The following is a 20,021-nucleotide window of genomic DNA, read 5'->3' on the forward strand; positions in this document are numbered from 1 at the left end:
GTCAACGGATGAGCGAGAAGACAGTGTTCGACTACGAGAAGGACGGCGCGGCCATCTACCGCGAATCCTTTGCCACCATCCGCGCGGAGGCGGACCTCGCGGCGCTGCCCGCCGACGTCAGCCAGGTCGCGGTCAGGATGATCCACGCCTGCGGCATGGTGGACCTGGTCGACGATCTCGCGTACACGCCCCAGGTGGTGGCCCGCGCCCGCGAAGCCCTGCGTGCGGGCGCACCCATCCTCTGTGACGTCTCCATGGTCGCGAGCGGCATCACGCGCAAGCGTCTGCCGGCGGACAACGAGGTGATCTGCACGCTCTCCGACCCGTCGGTACCGGACCTGGCGGCGCAACTGGGCACCACGCGCAGCGCGGCCGCCCTGGAACTGTGGCGCGACCGCCTGGACGGCGCCGTGGTGGCCGTGGGCAACGCCCCCACGGCCCTCTTCCGCCTCCTGGAACTGATGGAGGAGGGAGCCCCGCGCCCGGCCGCGGTGATCGGAGTCCCGGTCGGCTTCGTAGGCGCAGCAGAATCGAAGGAAGCCCTGGCCGAACATCCCGCCGCCTTGGACCACTTGATCGTGCGAGGCCGCAGAGGCGGCAGCGCCATCGCAGCGGCTGCGATCAACGCGATGGCGAGCGAGGAAGAGTGACCAAGGGGCCCCATGCCCCACCGAGGTCGCCTCGTGACTGACGACTTGGCGGGCGGCGAACTCTGCGAAGAGACAGCCCCGTATCCATTGTGGTCAACCGGTCTTGGGCAGCCCTTGAGGGACAGCTTCGGTCACTGAGGTTGCTGTACTTCCCTGCTGTACAGCCCGGCCTGCTGACGGGCGCCGGCAAGGTTGTCGCGGCTGGTCAGAGTATCGGGGTGAGTGCTGCCCAGAACCCGTTCACGCTGAGCCAGGGTTGCCTCCAGGAGGGGGATGGCTCGCCCCAAGTCCCCTGCCGCATGGTAGGCGTTGGCGAGATTGTTGCGACTGCTCAGCGTGTCGGGGTGGGTGTCACCAAGAACCTGCTCGCACTGAGCGAGGGTGGCCTCGAAGAGGGGAATCGCCTGCTCCAAGTCCCCTGCCGCATGGTAGGCGTAGGCGAGATTGTTGCGACTCGCGAGGGTGTCGGGGTGAGTGGTGCCCAGGACTTGCTCGCGCCGGGCGAGGGCGGTGGTGTAGAGGGGGATGGCCCGCTTCAGATCCCCCGCAGACTCGTAGGCGTAGGCGAGATTGTTGCGGCTGATCAAAGTGGAGGGGTGGGTCTCGCCCAGGACCCGCTCACACTGTGCGACGGTGGCCGTGTAGAGAGGGATGGCCCGGCCCAGGTCCCCCGCAGACTCGTAAGCGCTGGCGAGGTTGATGCGGCTGGTCAGCGTATCGGGGTGAGTGCTGCCAAGGACCCGCTCGCGCTGAGCCAGGGTGGCCTCCAGGAGGGGGATGGCCCGCTTCAAGTCCCTCGCCGTCTGGAAGGCGTAGGCGAGGTTGTTGCGGCTGGTCAGCGTATCGGGGTGAGTGCTGCCAAGGACCCGCTCGCGCTGGGCCAAAGTGGCCGTATAGAGAGAGATGGCCCGCTTCAGATCCCCCGCCGACTCGTAGGCGTAAGCGAGATTGTTGCGACTGCTCAGGGTGTCGGGGTGGGTGTCGCCCAGAACCTGCTCACATTGAGCCAGAGTGACCGTGTAGAGAGGGATCGCTCGCTCCAGGTCCCCCGCCGACTCGTAGGCGCTGGCAAGGTTGTTGCGGCTGGTCAGGGTAGCTGGGTGAGTGCTGCCAAGGACCCGCTCGCGCTGGGCCAGAGTGGCCGTGTAAAGGGGGATGGCTCGCTTCAGATCCCCCGCCGACTGGTAGGCGCTGGCGAGATTGTTGCGGCTGGTCAGGGTAGCGGGATGGGTGTTGCCCAGGACCCGCTCGCGCTGGGCCAAAGTGGCCGTATAGAGAGAGATGGCCCGCTTCAGATCCCCCGCCGACTCGTAGGCGTAAGCGAGATTGTTGCGACTGGTCAGCGTGTCGGGGTGGGTGTCGCCCAGGACCTGCTCGCACCGGGCGACGGTGGCCGTACGCAAAGGGATGGCGTGAGCGTCGCGTCCCTGTCGGGACAGGTACTGTGCCGCGTCTCTGTAGGTGTCGGCGGTCTGGGCGGATGCCGGGAGGTGCGGGGCGGTCGTGGCGGCGAGTGCGAACAGGTGGGGCAGGAGGCTTTCCCACCGCGTGATGTCGCTGTCCTGGTCAGGCATGGCCTCACGGGCGAGACGCTCTGCTTCTTGTCGGCCTGAAGGGTAGGTGTCGGGTGCTGTGGTGAGGCTGTGGCGCAGGACGGTTTGCACCAGGCGGTGGATGCTGACGCCCTGGTGATCGTCGGTGAAGGCAATCATGTTGTAGGCGTGCAGCTCGCCCAGTGCGTTACCCAGCGCGAGTGAGTCGGGGGCGAGGGGTGCCAGGAGGTTGCGGGGGATGTCGTCGGGGGCCAGCCATGCCATGGTGTGCAGGAGAGTGACGGCCAGCGGGTCACGGGCGGTGATCGCGGTGAGAGTCTGGCCCCAGATCCGGGCGATGGTGCGTTCGGGATCGTTCACGTCACGGCCCTCGTCCAGGACCAGGCCCAGCGACCGGCGGTAGGTGTCGAGGTCGGTGCCGGTCCGGTAGGCGTAGGCGCCCGCCTGTTCAAGGGCCAGCGGCAGACACCCCAGATCTTCGACGAGCCGACATGCCGCCTCCCGCTGATCACCGGTAGGGATCCGGCCTGGGAAGGCGATGGCGCACAGCAGGTCGGTGCCTTCGTCGGGGGAAAGGAGACCTAGGGCCATCGCCGGGGCTATCGAGTGCCATCCGGTGGCCTTTCGACTGGTGGCCAGGTGCTGCCCGCCGTCCAATGTGCCGAGGTAGGGACGTAAGTGCGCTGGATGCTCGACGTTGTCGAAGATCAGCAGCCAGTCGGGGTGGGCCTGGAGCCACGTGATGGCCCAGGCCGCCCGCTGGTCCGTATCGGCCGTCTGTGCCCACTGCGGACACAACCTTGTAGTAATTGCGGCGAGGCTGATCACGATCGACTCGGGAGACTCGGCAGCGATCCACCACACCAGCGTGTACTCACTGCGGTAGCGGTCGGCGTAATGCAGGGCCAGGGTGCTCTTACCCACTCCGCCCAGCCCGTGGATCGCTCTCGCCCGCGACGGGGACATCTGCGGCTGAACCACGGCGGCGGAGCCCCCGCCCGTCAGCAGCTTCCGCAGTTCGGTCAGCTCACGCTCGCGGCCGACGAATACCCCTGACACCGACTCTGGCAGGAACCCGGCTTTCGCTGGAGCCTGAACGGTGTGCGCCCAGTGCACGGCCTGCGCCGGCAGGACAACGACCCGCGCGTGGTCCCCGCTGATGGCCACATCGATCGACTCGGCCCCGATCGCCCGTTCACCGGATGCCTCTACCTCCACCGGCCGTCCCGAAATCCGCGCACTCACTGCTTGGGCGGGTGAATGGTGGTGTTGTCGCCTGAAGCCGCGATACCGATGTGCTGCGCGCCGATCGCACGTGTACCCGACGCATTCACCGTTGCTCCGCCCGACACGGGCAGCAACGCCGCCAGCTCGCGCACCAGTTCCGCATCCTCCCGCAATGCCCGCTTGAGCTGATGCCGCAGCGCCCCCGCCGCATCCACGTCGTCCGGCTCCTCGACGGCTGTCGCCACAGCTCCTTCCAAAACGGCCCGGCCTTCCTCGTCCCGTCGCCGCCACACCAGATGCAGAATCCGCTGCCCCAGACCCGCTGTCCCCTCGACCGCGGCACCCACCGCAGCCTCTTCAGCCCGGCTCAGGACCGCCGCCCCGTACGTGGTCAAAGCGGCCGACAGATACGGCGTGGCCTGATCCACCAGCTCGACGATCTCCGCACTCACAAACACTCCTGACCATGTGCCATCCGCCCATCGCAGGTGACCAAGCGTAGGAATCGAAGACACTCCGCGAGTACAGAACGGCTAAACCGCCTGCCGCGCATTCTGAGCCTCTAGGCGTCGAAGCAAGGGGCCAGAAGCTCCCCCGCCACCCCAGAAGCCGGGGCAAGGCAGGACTCACACCGGCACGTCCGCAGGTGAGGGCGGCCAGCGCGTGATTCCGATCAGGCGGCGAACCACGGAACACGGCACACATGGGGTGCCGCGCCTTCCGGACATAGAGTCTTGATCACTGTCTTGCGAATCGCTCGCCACGCCCGCAGGGAACACGCCACGTGAACGCGCAACTCGACCGAAGAACGCGCGCCACTGTTCCGACCAGGGTTTTCCCAAGCCCATTGTTCCGCGAGCGTGCCGTACACCTCGGCCGTGGTCAGTTCGCTGCCAGGGAAGGTGTGCGAAACCGTCACACTGACGATCCGGGCGCTCCGGGGCCGCACGGCCTCCTCGACGAGTCCCCGGACCCATGTCAGCCCCTCCTGGTCGGCGAACAGACCGAATCTCAGGGCGCGCGTCCTCATCGAATCTCACCCATCATGGGCGCAGCCTGGCAGCGTCCTTGTCGTCGCGGCACCTGAATTTCGCCGCTCCGGTGGCTGGACGGCCCTCAACTTCACGCCGAATAGACGCCAATGCCTCAGCCTTGCCGACCGACCAGGTAGACCATGTCGCCAGACGTGCGCCGGTCGACGGTCACTCGACCACAGGCTTCTCCGTGGAGCGGAGCGAACTGCGTCGAGCTCCTTCCAGACGAGCTGGCCGGCTGATTGCATGGTAATCATGTCAACGCCTCCCGCCCCGAGTGACGAGCAAGCATTCCTCCAGTACCAGGCGGTGGCCGCCCGCCGCGCCGGGTTCGACTCGATGATGTGGCAAGCTCCGGGCCTGGGGTTGACGGCTCAGGCGTTTCTCATGACCATCGCCTTGAGCCCTGACACGGGGCAACTGGCGCAAATCGCCTCCGGGTTGCTGTCGGTGGTCGTCTCCTTCATGTCCGTGCAGCTTCTGGCGAAGCACCGGCGCCATGAACTGGCCGACAGCATCTGGTTGCAGGACTTCGAGAAGAGCCGAGGACTTCCCGAAGTCCACGGTTCAGCGGAAGAGCGCTGCAGAGAAGCCGGAATGCCCTCCAAGGGTCTCGTCAGGTTACGGTCCCACCGCGTCTGGACCATAGGGCTGGTCGTGTTCGGGGGCGTCGGCCTCGCAACGGCCGTTGTCGGTGTGGTGCGGCCCTGATGCGCACTGGGGGACGCGCCGGAGGCGGCCGGGTCAGGGGTTAGTCGTCGGCCGGGGACTTGCCCTCATGTAGCCGTGTCGTGATCCAGACTGTGGCCGTCTCAGGGTCGGGTACGACCGGGAGACCGGGCGGCGCAGGGGGGTCTGCTGTACCGAACCTTGCGGTCAGCCATGGCCTCGTCAGGTGCTCGGGTTCCTCCACAGGTGCCGCTCGTCCAGCGTCCCGAACCGCACGTCTCCGCGCTCAAGGTCGACGAGGATGGGCCAGCAGTCCAACAGTTGCTCTCTGACATCACGCGAGGCGAGGTACTGCACCGAGTTGTACGGCACGATCAAAAGTCCGTTGCTCCGGCAGACGCCCTCCGTGTCGACGGCAAGAGGCGGCTCATACTCTGCCTGGCTGTCCTCGAGGAATGCCACCGCGAGCTGCAATGCTTCGTCCTGCTCCATCATGCGCCTCCACTCCTTCGGCTGACGACGGCACCCTAACCACCCTGCGATGATCTTCGTACGCCGAGTGCGGGGCTCTTTATCGGGTGCGTGGTGAGTGAGCGGACCGTAGGGTCCCGACATCATGAACACGTTCCTCCACCAGCCACACCTTGCCGCGGACGATCTGATTTCCGCTCTACGGACGCTCTTTCCCCAGTCGCAGCCGATGCGGTCCACCACAGCTGCGGGCGTCGAGGTGGTGAGCGTGCTCGTGGCGTCGGACAGGGTGCGTGACGCATGGGACGAGTGGCGCGGGAAGCACGGTGAGACCGGCTGGTGGCCCTACGTCAGCGAGATGTCACCGGAGGGTCTGACCGGTGACGGCCGTCTCCACGAGGGCGTGGACGCTGCGTTTCTGGAGAACATGGTGGCCGAGGTCGTGTGCCGGGACCACGATGCGCGCGCAGCATCGATCGTGCTGTCGAGCTTCCTATGGATCAGGGACTTCGCCTGTGGGGAGGAAGGGGGGCTCGAGGAATGGCTTGACGAGTATGACCCCGATCGCCTGGCACCGCGGTTGGGTCCTGCGATCGCGGAGCCGCTGCCAGGGGTGTCACGCTGGGTTCCCGAAAATCGGAACACCATGTACTGGAGGGATCAGTGGTGGCTCCACTTCGTTCCGGCGCGAGGAGGCTACGAGGTGCCCGTCTTGCTGCCCGGTCTCATCATGACGGGCAACGGCAGCACCCACTACCTCCACCCAGCCGACGATGCGGCGCTGCTCAGACGCTGGCACGAGCAGTGGGGGGCCGAGCTTTTCTTCGCCTCGGGCCCACGCCTGGAACTCGTCGTCGACAGACCGCCCTTGGACCCCCGGTCCGCCGCACAGGCCGCCACGGAATTGACGGGCTACTGCGAGGACACCGTGGATGACGCTCAGGTCGCCGGCGACGGCATGACCCGATCGACGGTGTGGTCCCTGTGGTGGGACTGAACCACGCCGTCATCGTCAGCGTCGGGCCCAGATGAAGATGGCGGCGAAGCTGACGCGAGCCCGATGAAAGGTGACCGTGCGTGGGAAGTTTATTGAGAGGCGTCTCCGGCGTCCGCTGGGGGGAACTGCGCGATGCCCGGCAGCTCCCCGCCGGGGACATCCCGCCGCTGCTCTCCCGAATCGCGTACGGAGGCGAGGACGCTGCCCGCCTCGCAGTCGACGAACTGGGCGACAGCGTCTGCGCCTTGGGGTTCGTAGTCGGTGAGGCGACCGCTCCGACGGTCCCCTTCCTCCTGGAGCTCGCCGGGGCCCCGTACGTGCCCTGCAAGGCGGAGCTGTTGGATCTACTGGAGAGCATCTACCGGACCGACAACTGGCACTCTTCGGCCGCGGCGGCCGGCGGCCCGAAGCGCACGAGTTTCCGGGAGCAACCGGCCTGGGAAGCAGCCGCCAGGCAAGCCGTGCACGCGGGCCGACGGGTCATCGAGGGCCTCGCCTCATCCATGCGGCCGGAAGAGGCCGAACCAGCACGGAAACTGCTGCTGACGATGGACGAGACGCCACCGTTCCCCGACCTCTGAGGAAGGTCGCACGCCTCGGGCACCGCACAGTCACGTTGGCGGAGAGCCCAGGGGCGACGCTCAATGACCGCTGCGGGACAAGCCTTGGTCCGTCCCTTGGTCCGTCCCTTGGGCCGTCCCTTTCGGATCTTGCCCAGTGGACTCGCGGACGGAGAGGGCTCTCGTGCCGGCTGCGGATGTGGTCAGCCGCTGGGCTTTCGGGCTGACGGTGAAGGAGCCGAAGGTGCCCTTCGCCGCGAAGAACAGCCCGCCGTCGTCGGCGGCGGCCAGCGCGTCCAGGCGCCGACCCGGCAGGGAACACCCCTCCACGGTGCGGCCGTCGGGCCCCGACCGCCGGATGCCGCCGTTGGCATCCCCGACCAGGACACCGTCGGCGTACGGCAGAGGGTCGACCACAATCCGCCGATCCGTCTCGACCGACCACGTCGACATCCCGTCGGCGGGATCCACCGCGAGGAACCCCCTGCGTGACCGCAGCATCCATATCGACCCGTGGATGTACCCAACCGCCCCGAACGGATCGTAGGATCCGAGCCGGTTGGGCTCGTCCGCGCCGATGCCGAAAGTCACCAGCGACGAGGCTTCGCAGACCGCCACCACCCGCTCCGCACCCACCGGGACGAACACCTTCCCGTCGGTTCCCGCGAGCGGGTCCGGCAGTTGCCACCGAGCCAGGTCGCTCCCGTCGGCCGGATCGAGGAGAACCGCCTCGTGGCCACTGCCGGTCAGCACCCCGCCGACCCACGCGAGGGACCGTACGGACGTCACCGGCGACGGTGTCGTCCAGCGGACGCCCCCGTCGGCGAGGTCCAGGCCACTCATCGGGGTGTAGCCGCGCCAACCGCCGATCACCACGGTGTCCGAGTGGACCGCGAGATTCCCCGTCCACCCCGGTGTCGGGGCGCTCCACAGCGACGCACCCGTCCGCAGATCGATGCAGGACAGCAGGTTCGGCGTTTGCGGCAACACCAGCACGCGGTCCCCCGCGAGGACGATCCCGCGCGGCCAGGTACCGAGCGGGACGTCCCAGCGCACAGAGCCGTCGACGCGCTCCAGGCAGACCAGCCGGGTGTGCCGCTCGTGCAGGACGACACAGTCGGGCCCCACGACGAAAGCGGAAACGCCGCCCCGCTGGTGCAGTTCGCGCTCCCAGAGCACTGTGGCGATCATTGGGCCATCCCACCACAGGCGGCCCGCCCCCGACGACGGGGTTCCAGGGCCGGGACGGCCGTCCATGGGCTCTCCCGCAATGATCGCGGCTCCGAGTGCATGGCCACCTGAAGAGCCGACGACGTGCTCAACCGGTGGTTCGTGGAATGTCCAGGGAGCGGGCGAAGTCGGCGAGCGTGTGGAAGTCGTTCTCCCGTAGGCCGATCCGCGGGTTGACGTGGTGCAGAAGCCCCGACCCGCGATGGTGGGTGGTCACGTAGGTCTGATCCGGCTCGCTCTGTTCGTCGTCCACCCAGGCGAAGGCACGGCCACGGGCGTAGTCCACCAGCGGACCGGTCTTCCAGTGGACTCCATCAGGGCGCTCCTGGAACAAGGCGTCACCGAAGTCGACGAAGGGAAGTTCCGGAAGGCCGAGCACCGGTGCGATCCACCGGTTGGCGTCGTCCATCCATGTGGTGGCCCAGCACAGCTCGAAACCGAGCCGGAGCAGGCGCCGTCCGTGCTCCGGGTTGAGCCAGACCCGCAGGGGGCGACGACGTCGGTACGAGAGGCGCCTACCCTCTGCTTGAGCCCCGCCGTCCAGGGGCACTCTGAGTGTCGTGTAGCCGTCGGGACGCCTCTCCGGCTTGGCCGCATAGGGGTTGAGCGGCCCGTCCACGTCGAGGAACAACAGTGGTCGGTTCACGGATTCCCCCGGTCGTGCTCGCTGTCGACTGCCCCGAGGAGCGTAGCTGCAGAGATCGTCTCGGTGCTGGGCCGGCCCGGGTGATGATCACACTGCGGCGCGACGGAGCCTTCCCGAGAGCGCCTGTCCGACTCGCAGTGCTGGGGCCGGCGCCAAAGCCCGCTTACCTACCGGTGGGCGTGGATCGCCTTGGACGGCGACGGCACCGGCACCGGCACCGGCACCGGCACCGGCCGCCAACTGCGGATCCGCCGCAACACCGCCACCGGCAAGTGCGCGTTCTCCCTGTGCTCGACCCCGCAACCGACGCCGCTGTCGACGCTCGTGCGGGTCGCCGGGGTGCGCTGGCCGATCGAGGAGTGCTCGCACCGACCTCCCCGCTTCGCGTGGGGCGGGGATCGTCTGATGCCCCATTGTGATGCGCGGTTGTACAACCCCATGCGGATGTTGACGGTCTGTAAGGCGCTGGAGGGATGAACCTTCGGTGCATTTCCGCAAGGAGATTGGGGATCAGGTGGGGAAGCAGGTCTGGAGAGTCCTCGTGGCCGGTGGTGCGGCGGCGGTGTTCACGGCCGTGGCCGCGGTGCCGGCCGGGGCGGCCGAGGGTGGGGTCTCGTTCAGCCGTGTCCAGGTGAACGGCGGCAAGTCGATTGTGATCGGGGTGTCGAACGAGGTCGCGGTGCCCGCCTCCTTCCGGATGGCGACCACGCACAAGTGGAAGTGGCCGGCGGTGTTCCTGTACCGCAGTGGTTCGGGTGATCGGCTGTGGCACGCCATCGAGACGAGCGACTGCATCAAGGTGAGCTCGGGCGTCTGCGACTTCAACGAGACGATGTACTTCGACCCGAGTGTGTGGGACATGCATAACAGCGAGGCCGGGGCCTGGAAGGTCGGGGCCGAGGTGTCCTTCGAGGGCGGCGGCGGTGACACCGACGACAAGGGTCTGACGGTTGACGTCAAGCGCAACTCCCGCCTGACCGTCAACGCCTCGCCCGAACCGGTGTCCAAGGACAAGACCATCACCGTGACCGGAAAGGTCACGCGGGCCAACTGGGAGACCAGGAAGTACGCCTCCTACGGAGGCCGCCTGGTGAGCCTGCAGTTCAAGCCTGACGGCACCGCCGCCTACACCACGGTGAAGAAGGTGTACGCGAACGGCTCGGGTGATCTCAGGACGACCGTGAAGGCCTCCAGGACGGGCACGTGGCGCTGGGTGTACTACGGCAACACCACCACCGGGCCGTCGACGTCGTCCGGGGACAACGTCGTGGTGAAGTGATGTCCGCGGTGCTGGCGGGCTGGTAGGGGCCAAGCCGGCGGTAACCGCGGCTGCGACGGTCAAGGCGTCGGGTCCGCCCCGATCGCGGCGGACCCGACACCTTGCGAGAAAGCCATGCGTCCGGGCCGGCCAAGCAGACTGGCCAGCCGTCATCGGTCCGCCGCAGCCGAGCTGACGTGCGCGCTGAGGGCGTTGGTTGATCTCGTGCCCGAACGGGCGGGGAACACCGGGGAGCGGCGGACGCTGACCTGCGCCGGGAACAAGAACGGCCCCTGACTGTTCCTGCTCCACCGGATCAGCCACGCTACTGGCTTGCGGCGTCGACCAGAGCAAGCCCGTTCACCCGCATCGAAGACGCCGCTGTCTGTACGGCCCGGAACCTGTCGAGGGAGACTGTGGGCATGGGGGATGTACTCAGCAATGGCTCGGACCGACCGCCATGGAGACCGTCGCGTCGGCTCATCGCTGTGGCCGTAGCCGTGGCCCTGTCCGCGGCGCTCGTGGTGGGCATCGTGGCCGTGAGCGGCCCCGACGAACAGGCCCCGGCAGCACCCGTTAGTTCGTCGTCGGCGTCGCCGTCCGGCCGTGCCTTTCCTGATGGCCCAGACGCGACTGTCAGGGCGGGGCAGACCCCTGGCATGGTGATCACAGGCTTACGACTGTCTCAGGGTGCCACGCTGATCAGGCGTGATCGCAGAGCGGACGCAGGCCCGTCGACGGTGGTCGTACGACGTTCAAACGGTTCTCTGGGACGGCACAGCGCGGTGGTCACGTTCCCCGTACCTGCGCCGACAGGGGGGCGCCCGGTCCTGGTCGGCGGCGTCTCGGGAAGGACCCTTGAGCGAGAGATCACCTGGCCAGTCGGTGGCTCATACGCTCGAGTCCGAGGGGATCTGCCGCAGTCCGAGCTGATCGCTGTCGCCGCCGCCACCAGCGTCGCCTCGGGCCGCCCCGAGGTCGAATCACCGCCCGGACTTTCAGTAACGGCCACGGGCACCTCCCGCCCGACCTACATATACGAGGCCCGATACAGCTCAGCCGGGACCGGGGAGGAAGACGCGCTCTCAGGCGGCCTGACCTTCACCGGCGTCGCCCGATGCGGCGGCTTCGAAGACCAGTTGTACGCCGCCGACGTTCAGACGGCAGGGACGGTGAAGGGCAAGCCCGCGATCATCACGTCTGCGTTCGGTGGCAACGGCGCGCTGGCCTGGGAGCCGGTGCCCGGTGTCGTGGCGTACATCGGCTACAGCGGGGCCCAACTCGACAAAGGCGCCATCGCCGCCCTGCGCCGTCTGGCCGCGCGGACACGTCTGCTGAGTCCTGAGCAGTGGCAGGCCACCAGCCCTACGACGAGCGACCAGATCAACAACTTCGGCTGATTCGACTGCGATACAAGGCCGTGGAGCCGTAAGCCCGACTGAGGCCGAAGGGCCGGGAGAATGATCCACCTTGGTGATCGGTAAAGGCGGCAGACCGGAGGCGATGAGATGTTGCAGGTGCTGTACAGCGGGGGGACCAGAGAACTCGAACTCTCTGGGACGCGTCCAGAGCTTTTGGCGCTCGGACACCTGCTGCGAGGGAAGGCCGGAAGCTGCGATCTCTCCGAGAACCGGCACCCCTTTCCCTACGAAAGGTCGTTGTCCGAGATCGCGTTCCGGGAGGACCCTGAGGGCGACACCGCCTCGATCGTCGCGGAGGGCGAGACCCTGAGGATCCGGGGAGGGCGAAAAGCTCTCGACCTTCTCGCCGACAACATCGAGGGCTTCGCCTCCGAGGCGGATGCAAGCGATCACTGCCACGTCGACTCCCCGACCTACGACTACATCGCGCCCGAGTCGGACCCGCTGGTGATTGCCTTCATGAAGTGAGCGGAGAGCCTTCGGCTGTACGGCGGTTGAGCCCGCAGGCATCGGTGCGAGGGAGCGGTCGTGGGCCTGGTCGGATTATCGGTCGGCCTCGGGTGAGTCGGCGGACGCTTCCGGGGCCGGAGGTAATCGTGGCGCTGTTCTATGAGGGCCTGACCTACGACGATCTCGTCGACTGGGCGGGCGGACAGGGAGCGACCCGCGCCAAGGGGTCTGAAGTGGGTGACTGGCGGATTCCGGACGCTGACAAGGCGGTTCTGATGGAGGTCGGCATTCCTCACACCGAGGACACGCCTCTCACCGGGTGTGTTTTCAGGAAGGACCTCAGCCGTCGTTGCCGACCTCTGATGGAAGATTGCTGTACCGCCTGGCCGAGAGATAGCTCTCGGACCTCCCGGACGGCGCCCTGACGGCCTCGTGGGCCGTGGAGCCGGCCACCGGAACTGTCTATTACGTTGAGCCGGACGGCGAGCTGTGGTTTGCCAACTCCTCCGTCGTCCTTTGGGTGCAGTGCCTGCACCACTACGGGCTGCGGGTCGACACGTGCGACCTGCTCCTCAACCCCGACGACCACGAGGAAGCCGCTGTCCTGGCCGAGTTGGAAGAGCTGGCGGCCGAACTGGAGGAATGCGACCCGCCAGCGTTCGCGGGGTATCAGGGATACATCTGGGCCGAGTTCCTGGGTCGCTGGCTGTGGTGATGCGGTCCAGGCCTGGAAGGCGACACGCCTCACCCCAGGTTGGGAAGATAGGGGCGTTTGGGGAAAGGTGCCGGGTTGACCTGCGGCGAAGCGGTGTCGCAGCTTGGGTATCCGTCGCTTCATCCCCGGTGTTGCCCGGGGTTCCTCGTACGACCTGGCACGGGTCTGGCACGGCCTCTTCGTTGAGCAGCACGGAAAGTTCCCTCAGATCGTTCGCGACCATGACCTGCGCGAGGCGCCCGGCGATGGCCACGACTTCTGACCAGACAGATGCCCGGAGATACTCCGCGTCGGTGTCGTTGGGTGCCTCGGCCGCCGCGGTGTTGAGTGCGGCACCGAGCTCTCTCATCAGAACGACTTCTTCGTGACTTCGAAGGCAGACGCCGAGGAACCGCTCTGGCTCGTCGGCGTCACAGAAGTCATCGAAGAGTGTGTGGAAGACATGGTCCAGATCTTCGAACGCCGAAGGGTCAAGCCACACGTCCCGCTGCCATGCTGGATTGGCCAGAGCCAACACAACGGGGACGACGTGGACTCGGTGGTTCGCTATGAGTCGGGCGGCTTCGCTCACAAGTGCGAGCGTAGCGGGCGCATCTGGTGGAGGCGCTGGACTTCTGGAGCACCGCTATAGCAGTTCGATCCGAGCCCGGTCCGACGTCCGCCGACCGCTGAGGGTGACGGAGCAATAGTCAAGACTTGTGGATGAGTTGTGTGGCTCAGATCATTCCTTGGCTACGTGATGCTGGAGACCGACGTGTCGGGTCAGTCGTTGAGTGGTTCGACGCGAATGGGATCAGATCCGCCCAGGTAGAGCATGTACCCCGCGTACTCCATGTCCACGTCCATCCTCTCCAGTGGTACGACGTAGAGTCCTGCGGTGGGCGCGGGAGCCCAGCCGAGGTTGCGTGGAGGGTGGTACTCCTCGTAGTGCCCCACGTAGAGCTTGGTTGGCGGGATGAACACGGCGCAAACGTCTCCAACGCGGAGGGCGGAAGGTGCCGGCTCGAGACGAAATGGGCTCCATTCCTCGTGGGACTCGCCGTGCGGGAGTGCGACCTGCCCGTTCCATCGGAAATTGGAGGAATTGTCGATCGCTCTCCATGGCCATTCCAGCGTGATGTAGCGATCTACCCCAACCACCCGAGCGGCTGCTGGCTCACAGGAGACGATCACGTGGTCGCCGATCCGAGGAACCATCTCTGATCACCTTTGTTCCGATGGTGGATGTGGGAGGGGTGGTTCATCCTCCCACTTACGCGGCCTGCCCTTGGCGCTCGACCAGAATCCCATTCTCAAACCTCGCGCCAGCCCGGACCAGGGGCACCAGGTGTGCTCCGGTGATCGCCCGCCAGCGGGCCTGCGCGGACTCCACGAGCTTGAACACCATCGCGAGTGCTGCGGCGGGGCTGCCTGCGCCGCGAGTGACCTTGGTGCGGAGCTTGACCGTTGAGAAGGTCGACTCGATGGGGTTCGTCGTCCGCAGATGAACCCAGTGCTCGGCGGGGAAGTCGTAGAACGCCAGCAGTTCGTCCCGGTCGTCGGTGATCTTCGCGACGGCCTTGGGCCACTTCGTGCCGTAGGTGCGGGTGAACGCCTCGATCGCCTTCTCGGCGTGGGTACGGTCCTCAGCGTTGTAGATCTCCTGCATCGCCCTGATCGCGCCGGGCTGCGCGGTCTTCGGCAGGCAGTTCGTGAAGTTGCGGGCCTTGTGGACCCAGCAGCGCTGGTGGCGGGCTGCGGGGAAGACCTCGGCGAGGGCCTTCCACAGGCCCATCGTGCCGTCGCCGATGACCAGCTCGGGGTCGCGCATGCCACGTCGGCGGCAGTCGCGCAGCAGGTCGGCCCATGACTCGGTGGACTCCCGCAGGCCCTCGGCGAGCGCGATGAGTTCCCTGGTGCCGTCCAGACGCACCCCGAGCAGGACCAGCACGCACGAGTGGGCCTGCCCGAGCCGGATCTTCGGGTGCACACCGTCGGCCCACACATAGACGAAGTCCCGGTCCGACAGGTCCCGGTCCCGGAAGGCGGAGTGGTCGTCGGCCCACTGCTTCGTCAGGCGGGTCACCGTCGCTGGCGACAGGCCAGCCGTGCCGCCGAGGAACTGTTCCAGGGCCGGGACGAAGTCCCCGGACGACAGTCCGTGCAGGTAGAGCAGCGGCAGTACCTCCGAGATCTTCGGCGACTTGCGGCACCACGGCGCAAGGATCTTCGAGGAGAACCGCTTGCGCTCGCCGGTCGCCTCGTCCACCCGCCGGTCATTCACCCGCGGTGCCCTGACCTCGATTGGTCCGGCCGCGGTGACCACGGTCCGGGCCCGGTGGTGGCCGTTACGGACGACGCGGCGCCGCCCGCACTCGTCGGTCTCGGCAGCCAACTCGGCTATGTACTGGTTGACTTCCGCCTCCAGCGCGGCGGCGAGCATCCGGCGGGCGCCTTCGCGGACGATCTCGTCGATCAAGGAGCCAGACTGGGTGGAGCCGTCGTCCGTGACTACGCTGAGCATGGGCATGCCTTCCCGACCCGCGCTGCAATGCGGGCCTACTCGGAGACCATCACAGGATCATCGGGAAGGTACGCCCCATGCGTTGCTCCCAGCGCTGATCCACAGGTTCCGAGCATTGCTCGAGGTGACGTGGCCGAGCAGAGTCACCGACGTACGCACTGTCCGGCGTCGTTGATGTCAGCCGTGGACTCTATCTTGTGCGCCGCGGACCCCGTCCGGCGCAAGGCCGGTCCTGCTTGGGAGCCGTTCAGAGGATTTCGGCGACGCCCATCGCCGCGAACCCACCGCAGGCGGTAATGGTCTGGAGTGCTTCGGCCGGCGAGGCAGTGGGGCGGACGTTCAGGTCGATGGGAAGGTAGGCGTCGGCGGGCTGTGCTGCCAACTGCCCTGCGTAGGCCAGCAGGTCATGGCCGATGTGGGCACCCGCCGGAGATCACCGCGGACGGCTATCGGCCGAGTCTTACGGTCTGCTACCACGACGCCGAAGACTGATCCGGGCTGCACATGGACGCTTTGCGCTTGATCCCCTGCTTTGTCAGGTCGATCGCGGGAAGCTACCGACGCTGCTCGACCAGTCCGGCGCTTCGGTCGACGGTCCGCCGAGACCTGGTGCTGACCGCCATTGTTCGCTCCTGTTGGTGTCAGCCGCTGATGTCAGCCCGTCCTCCGTGCCGACCAGCCGTTGAACCGTCCCACTTCTCCAGTGACCGGCGCTGCTTCAGTCCGGACGGAGGTCGGATGTCGGTGGCAGGGACTAGTCTCCGTGCTCGCCGTCGATGGGAGAGTTGTGAACACGCGCGTGTACTGGTCGGGAGTTCGGGAGCGTGTGATCGCGGTGGAGGAGGCCGAGCGTCGAGCGGGTGGCCGTGGGCCGTCTCGACACCCGACGTTCGAACCCGTCCTGACCCTCCCGGAGATCGCCGAGGTGGAAGCACAGTTCGGTGTCGCGCTCCCCGACGAGTACCGCACATTTCTGGCGGAGGTCGGAGCCGGCGGCCCCGGACCCGCACTTGAGCTCACGTCGTTGCGCCGAATCGACGCGAAGTGGGCATGGGTCTGGGACGACGACGAGGATCATCCCCTACTGCTGGACCCCAGTGGGCCGTTCGTCGAGACGGAAGATTGGGCCGACCAGCAGATGGCAACCCTTCGCGCCGCAGGGTACGAACCCACCACCCGTGACGAAGACGACGACTATCTGGGCGACTACCGCAAGGTCTTCGGCGACGTCGGCGAGGATGTCTGGTTCCGGGAACGAGTGCGGGGTGCCATCCCCATCAGCGACAACGGATGCGGAATGAGTGGCTGGCTCATCGTCGTCGGCCCGCACCGCGGGGAACTCCGCGACCGGGACTGTGGGGACAACCCGCCCTTCGAGCCGTACGTCGACACAAACGGAAACCGTCACACCTTCCGCAGCTGGTACATCGAGTGGCTTGAGCAACGCGAGAGGGCAGCTCGATGATCAAGGCCTGGTGGCTCTGCCGCGTCTCACGATGATCGACCTCGCCGACCGCGAGCACCAGCGCCGCTGACCCTCGCGCCCCAGCCCACCACTTACCCCGGCTCCGATCCCGTCTGCCCCCACTGCAAACGACGCGGACACAGCCCCTGAAAGCTGCCCGGCAATCTGGACAAGCACCGTTGCAGTACCAGGAGCCGGGGCCCTGCAGACGGCCGGTGAGACGGTCGTCGGCCTGCTGTCGGCACCGCTCGATCCGCTCGGCAGGAGGAACGATCGCCCAGGCAATGGATCACGTCGTCCCATTCTCCGGGTAACGTCCAGGCATGAGTCATCCACACCCCGAGCTGAAAGCCGCTCCGCCCCTTCCCGAAGGAGGGCTGCGGGTCATCGCCCTGGGCGGCCTGGGCGAGATCGGCCGCAACATGACCGTCTTCGAGTACGCCGGCAAGCTGCTCATCGTCGACTGCGGCGTGCTGTTCCCCGAAGAGAACCAGCCCGGCGTAGACGTGATCCTTCCGGACTTCACCTCCATCCGGGACCGGCTGGACGACATCGTGGCCGTGGTCCTCACCCACGGCCACGAGGACCACATCGGCGGCGTGCCCTACCTGCTGCGCGAGCGGTCCGACATTCCCATCGTCGCCTCCAAGCTGACCTTGGCGTTCCTGGAGGCCAAGCTCAAGGAACACGGCATCCGGCCGCGCACGGTGCGCGTACGGGAGGGCGACCGGCGCAGCTTCGGGCCCTTCGACTGCGAGTTCGTGGCGGTCAACCACTCCATCCCGGACGGCCTCGCGGTCGCGATCCGCACCGGCGCCGGGATGGTGCTGCACACCGGCGACTTCAAGATGGACCAGTTCCCTCTCGACGACCGCATCACCGATCTGCGTGCCTTCGCCCGCCTCGGCGAGGAGGGCGTGGACCTGTTCCTCACCGACTCCACCAACGCCGAGGTACCCGGCTTCACCACCTCCGAGCGTGAGCTGAACCCGGCGATCGAGCAGGTGCTGCGCACCGCGCCGCGCCGGGTCATCGTCTCCAGCTTCGCCAGCCATGTGCACCGCATCCAACAGGTCCTGGACGCCGCCCACCAGCACGGCCGCAAGGTCGCCTTCGTCGGCCGGTCGATGGTCCGCAACATGGGAATCGCCCGTGACCTGGGCTATCTGAAGGTCCCCTCCGGTCTGGTCGTGAGCACGAAGGAACTGGAGAAGCTCCCGGACCACAAGATCACTCTGGTCTGCACCGGCTCCCAGGGCGAACCGATGGCCGCGCTGTCGCGGATGGCCAACCGCGACCACCAGATCCGTATCGGCAAGGGCGACACCGTCCTGCTCGCCAGCTCCCTCATCCCCGGCAACGAGAGCGCCATCTACCGCGTCATCAACGGGCTCACCCGGTGGGGCGCCCACGTGGTCCACAAGGGCAACGCCAAGGTCCACGTCTCCGGGCACGCCAGCGCCGGCGAACTCGTCTACTGCTACAACATCGTCAAACCCCGCAATGTCATGCCCGTGCACGGCGAATGGCGCCACCTGCAGGCCAACGGCGACCTCGCCATCCGTACCGGTGTCGACCCGGACCGGGTCGTCATCGCCGAGGACGGCGTCGTCGTCGACCTCGTCGACGGCCGCGCGTCCATCACCGGTAAGGTCCCCGCAGGCTACGTCTACGTAGACGGGATGGAGGTCGGCGGCGTCACCGAAGCCTCCCTCAAGGACCGCCGCACGCTCGGGGAAGAGGGTGTGGTCACGGTGGTGGCGATCGTCGACGCCGACACCGGCGCCCTCGCCGAAGCCCCCGACTTCCTGGCCCGCGGCTTCGCCCATGACGACAGCACCTTCGAGCCGGTCGTCCCCGTCATCGAGAAGACCCTGGCCACCGCCGCCGCCGAAGGCGTCGGAGACGCGATCCAACTCGAACAGCTCATCGCCCGCGCCGTGGCGAACTGGGCGTTTCGCACCTACCGCCGCAGGCCTCTCATCATCCCCGTCATCATCGACGCCTGAGCCCCTCAGTTCCTGCGGGAGAGTGAGGGACGGAATGCCATGCCGAGCCATCAGCCTGTGTGATCGGCACCCAGCGCGTCAAGATCTCCACCAGCGGTCCCGCCGCCGGCCGCTCCGGAGCGAGCGGAGCGGCCGGCGGGCGGCGGCCGGCGTGATGGTCGGCGGCCCGTGCCGGGCGTGGGGCCCGTCAGCGTCAGCGGGCCGTGCCGAAGTCCTGCGTCCAGTAGTTGCCGGGCTGCGCCACCCCCACGCCGATCTCCTTGAAGCCGCAGTCCAGGATGTTGCGCTTGTGGCCGGCGCTCGCCATCCAGCCCGCCATGACCTGCTCGGGCGTGGAGTACCCGTACGCGACGTTCTCGCCGTAGGTGCTCCAGAGGTAGCCCGCGCGCGTGATCCGCTGTCCCGGGTCGGACCCGTCGGAACCGGTGTGCGACATGGTGTTGTGGCTCGCCATGTCCGCGCTGTGGGCCTGGGCGGCCTGCGAGAGCTTCGCGTTCAGGACGAGCGGGGAGCAACCGACCTTGGCGCGCTCGCTGTTGACCAGGGCGACCACGCGGGCGACGGCGGCGGACGCGGGGGTCGCCGTGCTTGCGGCGGGTGCCGTGACGGTGGGCGGCTTCGGTGCGGCGGCCGTCGAGGGGGGCGCGGCAGTCGGCTTCGGCGCGGCAGCGGTCCTCGTAGGGGCGGCAGTCCTAGTCGGGACGGTGGTCCTCGTCGGGGCCGGCGGGGTGGTCGCCTTCGAGACGGGCGCCTTGGACTTCTTCGAGGCTGGTGCCTCAGTCCTGGGAGAGGTCGTCGGGGAGGCCGAGGGTGAAGCCGTCGCGGTGGGCTTCGCGGTTCGGACGTCCCGCCTCCGGTGCCCGTCCCAGAACCCCTTCCTCCCGTCCGTCCGGTGTCCGTCCCAGGACGCCTTCCTCCCGTCCGTCCGGTGACCGCTGGACGTGGCGGTGATGGCCTCGGCTCCTCCGTCGCCCATGCACGCCATGGCGGCGGACGGCACCGCCACCGCGCCCAGAGCCAGAACGGCAACGGCTATGGGCCTGCGGCGCGTCTTCCGGCCGTGCTTCCGGTGGTTCCTCATGCGGACCTCGTTCGGTCGACTCTCTTTGCGCCTCCGGCGGGCTCGGCTTCACACAGACACCTGTGCTTGACCTGCGGGGACG

The 20,021-nt window shown here is 67.4% G+C and carries 22 protein-coding genes and 1 pseudogene; 13 read left to right on the forward strand and 10 right to left on the reverse strand.

The genetic code is table 11. The features are described from left to right. Positions 1-8: 8 nt before the first annotated feature. Entirely contained in the window at positions 9-650 is a 642-nt protein-coding gene (locus ACZ4TO_RS03750; RefSeq protein ID WP_468023319.1) for a precorrin-8X methylmutase, read from the forward strand. Positions 651-781: 131 nt separating this feature from the next. On the opposite strand, the gene fxsT is transcribed toward ACZ4TO_RS03750, so the two are convergent. Continuing rightward, positions 782-3,421 carry an FxSxx-COOH system tetratricopeptide repeat protein gene (gene fxsT, locus ACZ4TO_RS03755; protein WP_468023320.1) on the reverse strand — a complete coding sequence of 880 codons (2,640 nt, stop codon included), beginning with the start codon at positions 3,419-3,421 and terminating at the stop codon, positions 782-784. 23 nt (positions 3,422-3,444) lie between these two features. Beyond that, positions 3,445-3,882, reverse strand: a complete 438-nt coding sequence (locus tag ACZ4TO_RS03760) for a hypothetical protein (RefSeq protein WP_382779352.1) — start codon at positions 3,880-3,882, stop codon at positions 3,445-3,447. Between the two features lie 837 nt (positions 3,883-4,719). Between ACZ4TO_RS03760 and ACZ4TO_RS03765 the strand changes: the two genes are divergently transcribed. Beyond that, positions 4,720-5,175, forward strand: a complete 456-nt coding sequence (locus tag ACZ4TO_RS03765; protein ID WP_468023321.1) for a hypothetical protein — start codon at positions 4,720-4,722, stop codon at positions 5,173-5,175. A gap of 180 nt (positions 5,176-5,355) precedes the next feature. Here ACZ4TO_RS03765 and ACZ4TO_RS03770 read toward each other — a convergent pair whose 3' ends face one another. Continuing rightward, the gene (locus ACZ4TO_RS03770; protein WP_468023322.1) at positions 5,356-5,628 is read right to left on the reverse strand and encodes a YrhB domain-containing protein; all 273 of its coding nucleotides are present in this window, start codon (positions 5,626-5,628) and stop codon (positions 5,356-5,358) included. A gap of 121 nt (positions 5,629-5,749) precedes the next feature. Between ACZ4TO_RS03770 and ACZ4TO_RS03775 the strand changes: the two genes are divergently transcribed. Continuing rightward, complete coding sequence (locus tag ACZ4TO_RS03775) at positions 5,750-6,601, forward strand: DUF4253 domain-containing protein (RefSeq protein ID WP_468023323.1); 852 nt, start codon at positions 5,750-5,752, stop codon at positions 6,599-6,601. Between the two features lie 80 nt (positions 6,602-6,681). Then, positions 6,682-7,182, forward strand: coding sequence for a hypothetical protein (locus ACZ4TO_RS03780; protein ID WP_382779341.1), 501 nt, complete (start codon positions 6,682-6,684; stop codon positions 7,180-7,182). A gap of 60 nt (positions 7,183-7,242) precedes the next feature. Here the strand turns inward: ACZ4TO_RS03780 and ACZ4TO_RS03785 are convergent, their stop codons facing one another. After that, complete coding sequence (locus tag ACZ4TO_RS03785) at positions 7,243-8,352, reverse strand: outer membrane protein assembly factor BamB family protein (RefSeq protein ID WP_468023324.1); 1,110 nt, start codon at positions 8,350-8,352, stop codon at positions 7,243-7,245. A 127-nt stretch (positions 8,353-8,479) separates the two neighbouring features. Beyond that, positions 8,480-9,037: an HAD domain-containing protein gene (locus ACZ4TO_RS03790; RefSeq protein WP_468023325.1), complete on the reverse strand. Its 558-nt coding sequence runs from the start codon at positions 9,035-9,037 to the stop codon at positions 8,480-8,482. A gap of 189 nt (positions 9,038-9,226) precedes the next feature. On the opposite strand from ACZ4TO_RS03790, the gene ACZ4TO_RS03795 reads away from it, so the two are divergent. The 6 genes from ACZ4TO_RS03795 to ACZ4TO_RS03820 all read left to right on the forward strand — a co-directional run bounded on the left by ACZ4TO_RS03795 (position 9,227) and on the right by ACZ4TO_RS03820 (position 12,881). Continuing rightward, positions 9,227-9,514 carry a hypothetical protein gene (locus ACZ4TO_RS03795; RefSeq protein ID WP_468023326.1) on the forward strand — a complete coding sequence of 96 codons (288 nt, stop codon included), beginning with the start codon at positions 9,227-9,229 and terminating at the stop codon, positions 9,512-9,514. A gap of 37 nt (positions 9,515-9,551) precedes the next feature. Then, the gene (locus tag ACZ4TO_RS03800; RefSeq protein ID WP_468023327.1) at positions 9,552-10,316 is read left to right on the forward strand and encodes a hypothetical protein; all 765 of its coding nucleotides are present in this window, start codon (positions 9,552-9,554) and stop codon (positions 10,314-10,316) included. A gap of 1,151 nt (positions 10,317-11,467) precedes the next feature. Further along, positions 11,468-11,695 carry a hypothetical protein gene (locus tag ACZ4TO_RS03805; protein WP_468023328.1) on the forward strand — a complete coding sequence of 76 codons (228 nt, stop codon included), beginning with the start codon at positions 11,468-11,470 and terminating at the stop codon, positions 11,693-11,695. A gap of 108 nt (positions 11,696-11,803) precedes the next feature. Beyond that, positions 11,804-12,184, forward strand: a complete 381-nt coding sequence (locus tag ACZ4TO_RS03810) for an Imm32 family immunity protein (RefSeq protein ID WP_468023329.1) — start codon at positions 11,804-11,806, stop codon at positions 12,182-12,184. A gap of 128 nt (positions 12,185-12,312) precedes the next feature. Further along, positions 12,313-12,591, forward strand: a complete 279-nt coding sequence (locus ACZ4TO_RS03815; RefSeq protein ID WP_468023330.1) for an SUKH-4 family immunity protein — start codon at positions 12,313-12,315, stop codon at positions 12,589-12,591. A 14-nt stretch (positions 12,592-12,605) separates the two neighbouring features. Continuing rightward, positions 12,606-12,881, forward strand: a complete 276-nt coding sequence (locus ACZ4TO_RS03820; RefSeq protein WP_468023331.1) for an SUKH-4 family immunity protein — start codon at positions 12,606-12,608, stop codon at positions 12,879-12,881. Between the two features lie 220 nt (positions 12,882-13,101). Here the strand turns inward: ACZ4TO_RS03820 and ACZ4TO_RS03825 are convergent. The 4 genes and pseudogenes from ACZ4TO_RS03825 to ACZ4TO_RS03840 all read right to left on the reverse strand — a co-directional run. Then, positions 13,102-13,452: pseudogene (locus ACZ4TO_RS03825) on the reverse strand (SCO4402 family protein); the annotation flags it as partial. Between the two features lie 191 nt (positions 13,453-13,643). Continuing rightward, the gene (locus ACZ4TO_RS03830; protein WP_468023332.1) at positions 13,644-13,844 is read right to left on the reverse strand and encodes a hypothetical protein; all 201 of its coding nucleotides are present in this window, start codon (positions 13,842-13,844) and stop codon (positions 13,644-13,646) included. A 289-nt stretch (positions 13,845-14,133) separates the two neighbouring features. Continuing rightward, positions 14,134-15,384: an IS256 family transposase gene (locus tag ACZ4TO_RS03835; protein ID WP_468023333.1), complete on the reverse strand. Its 1,251-nt coding sequence runs from the start codon at positions 15,382-15,384 to the stop codon at positions 14,134-14,136. 247 nt (positions 15,385-15,631) lie between these two features. Beyond that, positions 15,632-15,766 (reverse strand): hypothetical protein, encoded by a 135-nt coding sequence (locus ACZ4TO_RS03840; protein WP_468023334.1) that lies wholly within the window; start codon positions 15,764-15,766, stop codon positions 15,632-15,634. Positions 15,767-16,147: 381 nt separating this feature from the next. Here ACZ4TO_RS03840 and ACZ4TO_RS03845 point away from each other — a divergent pair, with 381 nt between their 5' ends. Beyond that, complete coding sequence (locus ACZ4TO_RS03845) at positions 16,148-16,849, forward strand: SMI1/KNR4 family protein (protein ID WP_468023335.1); 702 nt, start codon at positions 16,148-16,150, stop codon at positions 16,847-16,849. 323 nt (positions 16,850-17,172) lie between these two features. Next, the gene (locus ACZ4TO_RS03850; protein ID WP_382779312.1) at positions 17,173-18,858 is read left to right on the forward strand and encodes a ribonuclease J; all 1,686 of its coding nucleotides are present in this window, start codon (positions 17,173-17,175) and stop codon (positions 18,856-18,858) included. A 193-nt stretch (positions 18,859-19,051) separates the two neighbouring features. Here ACZ4TO_RS03850 and ACZ4TO_RS03855 read toward each other — a convergent pair whose 3' ends face one another. Then, positions 19,052-19,411: a CAP domain-containing protein gene (locus ACZ4TO_RS03855; protein WP_468023336.1), complete on the reverse strand. Its 360-nt coding sequence runs from the start codon at positions 19,409-19,411 to the stop codon at positions 19,052-19,054. Here ACZ4TO_RS03855 and ACZ4TO_RS03860 point away from each other — a divergent pair. Then, positions 19,380-19,790, forward strand: coding sequence for a hypothetical protein (locus ACZ4TO_RS03860; protein WP_468023337.1), 411 nt, complete (start codon positions 19,380-19,382; stop codon positions 19,788-19,790). The two genes, ACZ4TO_RS03855 and ACZ4TO_RS03860, sit on opposite strands and share 32 nt — an antisense overlap. Positions 19,791-20,021 lie beyond the last annotated feature (231 nt).

The sequence above is a fragment of the Streptomyces sp. NPDC028298 genome, from assembly GCF_055565895.1.